At 61.9% G+C, this 8,320-nt stretch carries 8 protein-coding genes; 5 read left to right on the plus strand and 3 right to left on the minus strand.

Translation table 11 applies throughout. From position 1 onward, the window contains the following. The first annotated feature begins 130 nt into the window (after positions 1-130). From EOA38_RS20565 to EOA38_RS20575, 3 genes are all read left to right on the plus strand, one after another. Positions 131-349 carry a hypothetical protein gene (locus EOA38_RS20565; RefSeq protein ID WP_126092396.1) on the plus strand — a complete coding sequence of 73 codons (219 nt, stop codon included), beginning with the start codon at positions 131-133 and terminating at the stop codon, positions 347-349. A gap of 266 nt (positions 350-615) precedes the next feature. Further along, positions 616-3,933, plus strand: a complete 3,318-nt coding sequence (locus EOA38_RS20570; protein WP_189350554.1) for an AAA family ATPase — start codon at positions 616-618, stop codon at positions 3,931-3,933. 329 nt (positions 3,934-4,262) lie between these two features. After that, entirely contained in the window at positions 4,263-4,904 is a 642-nt protein-coding gene (locus tag EOA38_RS20575) for an MBL fold metallo-hydrolase (RefSeq protein WP_126092398.1), read from the plus strand. Between the two features lie 125 nt (positions 4,905-5,029). On the opposite strand, the gene EOA38_RS20580 is transcribed toward EOA38_RS20575, so the two are convergent. The 3 genes from EOA38_RS20580 to EOA38_RS20590 all read right to left on the minus strand — a co-directional run bounded on the left by EOA38_RS20580 (position 5,030) and on the right by EOA38_RS20590 (position 6,301). Further along, positions 5,030-5,440, minus strand: coding sequence for a BA14K family protein (locus EOA38_RS20580; RefSeq protein WP_126092399.1), 411 nt, complete (start codon positions 5,438-5,440; stop codon positions 5,030-5,032). Between the two features lie 196 nt (positions 5,441-5,636). Further along, positions 5,637-5,849 (minus strand): cold-shock protein, encoded by a 213-nt coding sequence (locus EOA38_RS20585; protein WP_006202521.1) that lies wholly within the window; start codon positions 5,847-5,849, stop codon positions 5,637-5,639. Positions 5,850-6,088: 239 nt separating this feature from the next. After that, positions 6,089-6,301, minus strand: a complete 213-nt coding sequence (locus EOA38_RS20590; RefSeq protein ID WP_006202520.1) for a cold-shock protein — start codon at positions 6,299-6,301, stop codon at positions 6,089-6,091. Positions 6,302-6,848: 547 nt separating this feature from the next. On the opposite strand from EOA38_RS20590, the gene EOA38_RS20595 reads away from it, so the two are divergent. Both EOA38_RS20595 and EOA38_RS20600 read left to right on the plus strand, forming a co-directional pair. Next, positions 6,849-7,259: a Kazal-type serine protease inhibitor domain-containing protein gene (locus tag EOA38_RS20595; RefSeq protein WP_126092400.1), complete on the plus strand. Its 411-nt coding sequence runs from the start codon at positions 6,849-6,851 to the stop codon at positions 7,257-7,259. A 188-nt stretch (positions 7,260-7,447) separates the two neighbouring features. Next, the coding region (locus EOA38_RS20600) for a tetratricopeptide repeat protein (RefSeq protein ID WP_127300091.1) at positions 7,448-8,320 on the plus strand (873 nt) is incomplete at its 3' end.

Genomic DNA, 8,320 nt, shown 5'->3' on the forward strand with positions numbered 1-8,320 from the left:
GGACTGGGCAGCGCGCTGAACGTACAGAACATCGTCGGCGGCGCCGGCGGCGGCGCCATCCTGACCGCCATCATCGGCGCGGTCATGGGTGCGATGAAGAAATAGGTCAGGCACCTTTCGAGCCTGCGCCATGGGCGGCTGCGGCCGCCCATTCTTTTTCAATCATTTTCTGGCGGCTGCGGCCGCCCATTCTTTTTCAATCATTTTCTGGCGGCTACGGCCGCCCATTTCTTTCGAGGATCGCCAGGGCGGTTCACCGTTTCACGGAAACGGCAAACCGCCCTATCTTGTTGTATTGACGCAATTCCGGACGGAAAACCGTTTCACACTTTTCCTGGAATTGCTCTAGTGGTGAAAATCTGACGCTTGGTACCGGAGTCGAAATACCGGTTTCGACCCCAAGGAAAAGTCGTCACCCAAAGCTGATGATTGTTCATTGGGAGCGTATCGTCCGCCTCGCGTCCACAGGCCGTCATCGCGCCGCGATGAGAATGGCGGACGCGGCCAATCCACCACTCTCCCGAGCGAACCTTCGTCTTCCGAGTCTGAAGCAATTCCCATGCGTCTGAGCTAATATGACGCGGCGGGCCGAATTCAGTGTTTGGAGAAGGTGTCGTGGACATTGCCGCTTGGTTGCGACTTCTCGGGCTGGAACAATACGAGCAGACGTTTCGCGACAACGCCATTGACGCTGAAGTTCTGACCGAGTTGACCGAGGCCGACCTAGAGAAGCTGGGTATACTGCTCGGTCATCGCAAGCGGCTCCTCAAAGCAATCGTGGAACTGGAGGCGTCCACAAACAGCTCGAGGTCGGTTCAACCCAACGCGGCGGAGCCCATCGCCGAGCGCCGACAGCTGACCGTCATGTTCGCTGATCTCGTCGGCTCGACGGCGCTGGCGACACGTCTGGATCCCGAGGACCTGCGTGACATCATCGGAGCGTATCACCGCTGTGTCGCCGATACGGTCGCGCGCTTCGGCGGCTTCGTCGCCAAGTACATGGGCGATGGCGTGTTGGTGTATTTCGGTTACCCGCAGGCGCACGAGAACGACGCGGAACAGGCGGTGCGGGCGGGCCTTGCGCTCGTCGGTGCTGTCAGGCTGCTTCAGCAGTCCGAGCCATTGCGGATTCGCGTCGGCATCGCCACCGGTCAGGTGATCGTCGGCGATCTGATCAGTTCAGGCGAAGGGCAGGAGCGCGGCGTCGTGGGCGAGACGCCGAACCTTGCCGCCAGACTGCAAGTTCTTGCTGAACCCGACTCGGTCGTGATCGGGCGGCAAACGCGGCATCTGGTCGGCGATCTTTTCGAATACCGCGATCTTGGCGCAGTCGAGGTGAAAGGTTTTCCGGAGCCGATCCACGCCTATCAAGTGGTTGGCGAGAGTAGCATCGAAAGCCGGTTCGAGGCGCTGCACGGGGCGGCGCCCACGCCGCTGGTGGGGCGTGAGGAAGAGGTCGACCTGCTGCAGCGCCACTGGCATCGCGCGAAAAGTGGTGAAGGTCGCGTGGTACTGCTCTCCGGCGAGCCCGGCATCGGAAAGTCGCGCCTCACCGTCACCTTGCAGGAGCGGATCCAGAATGAGCCGCACACCCGCTTGCGCTATTTCTGTTCGCCGCATCATCAAGACAGCGCGCTCCACCCGATCATTGCGCAGCTGGAACGTGCCGCCGGGTTGGAGCGCGACGACCCGCCTGAGAGGAAGCTGGAAAAGCTTGCGGTCCTGCTTGCCCCGGCCTCGCCGGAGGACGTGTCCCAGCTGGCCGAACTGCTGTCGTTGCCGACCGAAGGCCGCTTCCCGCCTCTCCAACTGACGCCCCAGCGGAAGAAAGAGAAAATCTTCGATGCGCTGCTCCGGCAGCTCGAAGACTTGGCGGGACGAGGTCCGGTGCTGATGCTCTTCGAGGATGTACACTGGATCGACCCCAGCTCGCGCGAGCTGCTCGAGCTGGTCATCGAACGGGTGCCGCGCCTGCCAGTGCTCCTTCTCCTCACCTTTCGCCCCGAGTTTCAACCGCCGTGGACTGGGCAGGCGCACGTCACGGTTCTTGTCCTCAATCGGCTCGACCGTCGTGAAGGCGCCTCGCTGGTCCAGCGGGTCGTCGGCACCGGAGAGCTGCCGAGCGACATTGTCGCGGAGATCATCGAGCGCACGGATGGGGTGCCACTGTTCGTCGAGGAGCTGACCAAGGCGGTGTTGGAGGGCCGTAACGCGAGGACAGTGCTCGCAAGAGCTGCTGCGACGGCGTTGAACGTACCCGCCACGCTGCATGCCTCGCTGATGGCGCGGCTCGATCGCCTCGGCTCAGCCGTTAAGGAGGTCGCACAGGTCGGCGCGGTTCTCGGCCGGGAGTTCTCCTACGAATTGCTGGCAGCGGTCGCACAGCGGAACGCCGCTGAGCTAAACGGCGCGCTGGATCAACTCGTCGGCGCCGGTCTGGTGTTCTGCCGCGGAACGCGCCCACTGGCCACTTATCTCTTCAAGCATGCGCTCGTTCAGGATGCAGCGTATGGCACGCTGCTGCGCGCCAAGCGCCAGGAGCTACACAAGCGGGTCGCAGACGTGCTGGAGGAAAAGTGGCCCGAGATCACCGAAGCGCAACCCGAGTTCCTCGCGCACCATCTTCAGGAAGCGGGGGATTGGGCGGGCGCGGTCGATCACTGGCAAAAGGCGGGAGGGGCCGCCCTGGCCAGAGCGGCTACTCGGGAAGCCGTGTCGCACTTTGCCAGTGCTATTGACTGCAGCAGGAGACTTGGCGACGTCTCCGGCGGCGCCGAACGGGTGACACGTCTCCACCTTGCGATGGCCAATGCCTTGATGCAGGCAGAAGGGTATCGTTCTGAGCGCCTTGGGAAGACGCTTGAAGATGCACGTCTTGCAGCCGCGAAGACTGCATCGGTCGAACTGCAATGTGACGTTGCACTTTCACTCGCTCCATTTTTTTATGCCGCTGGGCGCAATCAAGATTACCTGACCCTGGCCGAAGAGCAGCTCGCAAACTGTGCCGATCTCCTTCCAACGGCCCATCTGAGTGGTCTTTGGGCAACAAAGGGGATCGCTCATTCCAACCGGGGAGAAGAGCCGCTGGCAGCGGAGGCCTTGCGCAAGGCCTTAGATCTGATTGATCGGGTTGACCCAAGTCATCGTATTTCGTTCGCCGGTGCGGATCAACGTGTCTCTGCCCAAGCATATTTCAGCGAATCGCTGATCATATTGGGTTTCTTTGATGCTGCAGTCGAAGAGAAAGAGCGCCTGATGCGCAACTTTGACCAGCTCGATAAGCCTTTCGACCTCGCGTGGCATCTTCTCGTGCAGTGCCAATTGTGCGCGCTGCTCGGTCAATACGAGGAACTACTCGATAACGCTAGGAAGATCGTCGAGATTTGCGAGCGTCATGGCTACACGGCGCGTCGAAGCAGCGGCATTAGGTGGCGTGGCCATGCCCGCTCGCATCTAGGAGAACTGGACGCCGGTATCGATGACGTCCGAGAGAGCATGGTTCTTTGGCGTGCGCAGGGCGTCGTATTTCATACCCCTGAGAAAACATGCGCGCTTTGTGATCTACTCCTGCGGGCCGGTCGCATCGAAGAGGCATCGCAGATGCTTGATGATGTCAATTCCCTCGTTTTCGATACAGACGAAGCGAGTTACCTTGCAGAATGCATCCGGCTTCGTGGCCAAATCGCCGCGGGCAGAGGTGACCTGGCGGGTGCCGCGCGCCTATTCGAAACAGCGATTGCTACTGCCCGTCGGCAGCAAGCGAGACTCTTCGAGCTTCGCGCCACAACGCAACTGGCACCAGTTCTGGCACGACAAGGTCGTGTCCATGAGGCGGCGACGGGTCTGCAAGCGGTAGTCCAAGCATTTGACACAAGATATCCAATCGTCGACCTCGTCGCCGCACAAAGGGAGCTAGGCACGTTGGGCCGTTGAGCTCGCATCGCCTACCTTCGGCTCCGACAGTAGTTTGCGTCGACTCGATCCAAATTGCTTGGCTCGTTGCCGCGCCCAAGACGACGCTCGTCCGGTTCGATCGGAACGTCACTAAAGGGTTGAGATGAGACGTTCACGTTTGTAGCGGCGTGGCTCTGAACATGGCGCTGGTTGCTCGTTCCGGTCAATTAGACGTACGACAAGAAACCACCCAAAACGGAAGTCTGTCTCGGGTACCAAGCGTCAGACTTTCACCACTAGCTCCGGCTGGACGGTGGACGCCGCTCGCCGCGCTGTCTACATCAGGGCGACACTTCGAAAGGAAAGACATGGGTCAACTCAATGCCGGCATCGTGCCGGTCACGCCCTTCCAGCAGAACTGCACCATCCTCTTCGACATGGACGACAGGAACGGTGTCGTCGTCGATCCCGGCGGCGATATCGACAAGATACTGGCGGTTCTCAAGGACAACGCCATCACGGCGCAGGCGATCTGGATCACGCATGGCCACATCGACCACGCCGGCGGCGCGATGGAACTGAAGGACGCGCTCGGCATCGACATCATCGGTCCGCATGAGGCCGATCGGCCGCTGCTGGCCAATCTCGAGAACCAGGCCAGACGTTTCGGACTTACCGACCCTGTGCGCAATTGCGTGCCGGACCGTTTCCTCAGCGAAGGCGATACGGTCTCGTTCGGCGAGCATGTGTTCGAGGTGCTGCATTGTCCGGGGCATGCGCCGGGCCATGTCGTCTACTACAACCGCGCGGCCAAGTTTGCCCATGTCGGTGATGTGCTGTTTCGCGGCTCGATCGGCCGCACCGATCTGCCCGGAGGCGATCACGCCGCGCTGATCGCCTCGATAAAGCAGAAGCTTCTGCCGCTCGGCGACGATATCGGCTTCATCTGCGGCCACGGTCCGGGTGGCCGCTTCGGCGAGGAGCGCCGGACCAACCCATTTTTGGTCTGACCTGCCTCCAAAAGAAAAGCGCCGCTGAGAGGCGGCGCTTTGCTCGGGGCAGGGAACCCTAAGAGTCTGTTTAGACGCAATTCCGAACGGAAAACCGCTTCACACTTTTCCTGGAATTGCTCCGGTCAGTTGGCGACGCAGAAATGCTGCTCGCCGTCATTGCCGGTGAAGGTGCCGGTGCGCGAGTTGAAGGTGCGGTAGCGGTCCGAGCAGTACTCGTACCAGTCACGGGTCCACGGCTCGGCATAGCGGTCGGCGTAGACGACGCGCGGCTGAACGTAATACCGGCGAACAGGCCGGTCGACATAATAGCCGTCATCATAGGCTGGATCGTAATATCTCGGCCCGGGGTTGCTGAGCGCGCTACCGATCAGGGCGCCCGCCGCGAGGCCGACAACGCCGGCGGCGAGGGCGTCGCCGCCATGATGACGATGGTGGCGCCAGCGCCAGTCGTCGGCATTGGCCGCCGAGAAGGTGGCCAAAGTGGTCGCGGCAATGCCCGCGGTCAGGATGGCGGTCTTGAGAAATCGGTTCATTTTCGGTCTCCTTCGCGCCGGCCCGCGTATTTTTTCAGGGGATGCGGGGTCGGCTTTAGCAAAGGTTAATAGGAGACCGTGGCTGAACGGAGGCTGAACAGAATTGGGCGAACGGTTTCGCGGCTCGAACACAATTCCGAGCTCTGCGGGAGAGGTCCCGCCTGCTCAGCCTCCGTCGGATCTGTCTTGAGCCGGCTTAGCCGATCGACAGATTGACGGCCTTCGGACCCTTGCCGCGCTTGTCCGGCTCGGTGTCGAATGTCACTTTCTGCCCATCCTCAAGACCGGGAAGGCCCGACGCCTGCACGGCCGAAATATGGACGAAGACATCCTTCGCGCCATCGTCGGGCGTGATGAAGCCGAAGCCCTTGGCATGGTTGAAGAATTTGACGGTGCCGGTCTGCGGCATGGGAAGCTCCTTTGATCCCATCAAGTCAGTCTCGGGCCGGCAAACTGCCCGAGAGGAAATTTGTCCTTTATTTTAGCGCTATCGGCAAGAGAAAGTTTTGGCCTGCCAATCCCGCCATTTTGCCGGACAAAAAAGGGCGCGACGGTTCCGTCGCGCCCTCGAAAACTCAAGCTTCCTGCGAAGCCCATTCATGATCCTGCCGCGCCGTTCATCAGCAGAACACAGGCAGCTTTGCCCGCTCAGGCCGCGCGCAGGTTGACCGCCTTCGGGCCCTTGCCCATGCGGTCCGGCTCGACGTCGAAGGTGACCTTCTGACCGTCGACGAGCGTGCGCAGGCCGGAGGCCTCGATCGCGGAGATGTGGACGAACACATCCTTGGCGCCGCCGTCAGGCGTGATGAAGCCGAAGCCTTTGGTGGCGTTGAAGAACTTTACGGTGCCGGTCTGGGCCATTGGGGAAACTCCTTCACCCGTATCAGTCTTATGGCTCGCCCGATGCCTTCGCGCCTTGGGCAAGCCCCGGTGGTTGCTTCGGCAGTCATGCATTCGCGCATGGTTAAACCCCCCGCCGAAATACGGGGCCGTCAGAGATTCACACTTATCGGGGAAAGGTCGTCCAAAACGTGCCGCTCTCCGGGTCGTAAATGCCCGAACACAAAATTTATTACACGGAAACGTGATGGTTGCAAGACAGCGCCGCGGGCGGCCCTTGGCGCGCCCAACGCGAGGGCATCGATAGACCCGGGGTCATGACCGGTCATCGGCCAGAAAAGAGCCAGGCATGGGCCAGTGCGGGAGCCGGTCGGCAAGAGGACAATCCACAAGCCGGGGTTGCGTTCGGGTCCAAAATGGCGAGGATTGCGCGAGTAGACGCGGCCGCGCCTAGAACGGTTCGCCGTTTCCGGAAACGGCGAACCGTTCTTTGTTTTTACCCAATTCCGGACGGAAAACCGTTTCCACTTTTCCTGGAATTGCTCCAGCGAGGATCGGAGAGGAACCCATGCGATTTCTTGCGGCAATCGTTTCGCGGCAGGGCTTTGTCGCCCTGCTTCTGTCGGCATTGCTGGCGGCCTGTACCGTGGTGGTCGACGAAGGCCCCCGTCCACGCCCGTCAAGGCCGCATCCGCAACTCTGCACCATGCAGTACGAGCCGGTCTGCGCGCGCCGCGGCGGCGACCGCCAGACCTTCGCCAATGCCTGCCTGGCCGAGAGGGCAGGGTATCGCATCGTGCGCGAAGGTCCTTGCCGGGATGGTGGCGGTGGCAGCGGCGCTGGAGGCGGCGAGCAGACCTTCTGCACCCGCGAATACGCTCCGGTTTGCGCCAGGCGCTACGGCGAGGTGCGTACCTTCCCGAATGCATGCGAGGCCCGCGCGGCGGACTACCGCATCATCGGCGACGGGCCGTGCTAGCAAGGTCGGGTTTGCATTCCGCGTTGCGGGCAATCCACCGGAGCGCTACCCATACCCTTGAATCTCCCGTCCGCTTGGCTTAGGTCCGGCGGGCGGACAAACACGGCAGGTTTCCCATTAACAGAGATCAGAGAAGTGCGGCGGGCGCGAGTGGCAAGGCCGGTTCGGCGAGCCCGCTCGATCCTTATGTGCAAAAGGCGCTGCAACTGCACCAGACGGGGCGCCGCCAGGAGGCGGAGTCGCTCTACCGGCGGGTGCTGGGGCAGCAGCCGAACCACGCCGCCGCACTGCATTTCCTCGGACTCCTGCTGCATCAGACCGGCCGCAGCGAGGAAGGGCTCGATCTCATCGAGCAGTCGGTGACGCTGCAGCCCCGGAATGCCGATTTCCTCAACAATATGGGCACGGTGATGCGCGACCTCGGCCGTATCGCCGCCGCTGTCGATTTCTTCCGTGGCGCGGTGGACATCCGTCCGGACCAATTGGCGGCGCGTGACAATCTCGGGTCGTCGCTGAAGCAGCTCGGCCAGTTCGAGGGCGCCGAGGAGATCTACCGCGGCACGATCGGCCGCAACCCGTTCCATGTCCGCGCCCGCATCGGCCTTGCCGAAACGCTGCAGGAAGCCGGGCGGCTGGACGAGGCGATTGCTCTCTTCCGCGAGTCGCTGTCGATCCGGCCCAAGGATGCGGAGCTGCTCTATGGGCTCGGCGTCGCCATGATGGAGAAGGGCAAGCTCGCCGAGGCCGCCGATCTTGCCCGCCAGGCGGTTGCGATCGCTCCCGCCATGGCAAAGGCCTGGCTTTTGCTGACGCAGATCAAGCGCCAGACTGAGCGCGACCCCGAGCTTGCGGGGATGGAAGCCGAGCATGCCAAGGCGCCAAAGGACAGCCTTGCGCGCATGCAGCTTTCCTTCGGCCTCGGCAAGGCCAATGACGATCTGAAGGACTATGGCCGCGCCTTCGACTATTTCGCAGAGGGCAACGCGATCCGCCGCAAGGGCATCGACTACGATCCGGTGAGGACGCGCGACGAGTTCGAGGCCATGAAGGCGGTCTTCGAC

Source organism: Mesorhizobium sp. M1E.F.Ca.ET.041.01.1.1, assembly GCF_003997355.1.
Lineage (GTDB): Bacteria > Pseudomonadota > Alphaproteobacteria > Rhizobiales > Rhizobiaceae > Mesorhizobium.

Excerpts from the sequence above, each read along its gene's own strand:
- EOA38_RS20565 (WP_126092396.1), top strand. The coding sequence starts at position 131 with ATGGGCGGCTGCGGCCGCCCATTCTTTTTCAATCATTTTCTGGCGGCT.
- EOA38_RS20575 (WP_126092398.1), top strand. The coding sequence starts at position 4,263 with ATGGGTCAACTCAATGCCGGCATCGTGCCGGTCACGCCCTTCCAGCAG.
- EOA38_RS20580 (WP_126092399.1), bottom strand. The coding sequence starts at position 5,440 with ATGAACCGATTTCTCAAGACCGCCATCCTGACCGCGGGCATTGCCGCG.
- EOA38_RS20585 (WP_006202521.1), bottom strand. The coding sequence starts at position 5,849 with ATGCCGCAGACCGGCACCGTCAAATTCTTCAACCATGCCAAGGGCTTC.
- EOA38_RS20590 (WP_006202520.1), bottom strand. The coding sequence starts at position 6,301 with ATGGCCCAGACCGGCACCGTAAAGTTCTTCAACGCCACCAAAGGCTTC.
- EOA38_RS20595 (WP_126092400.1), top strand. The coding sequence starts at position 6,849 with ATGCGATTTCTTGCGGCAATCGTTTCGCGGCAGGGCTTTGTCGCCCTG.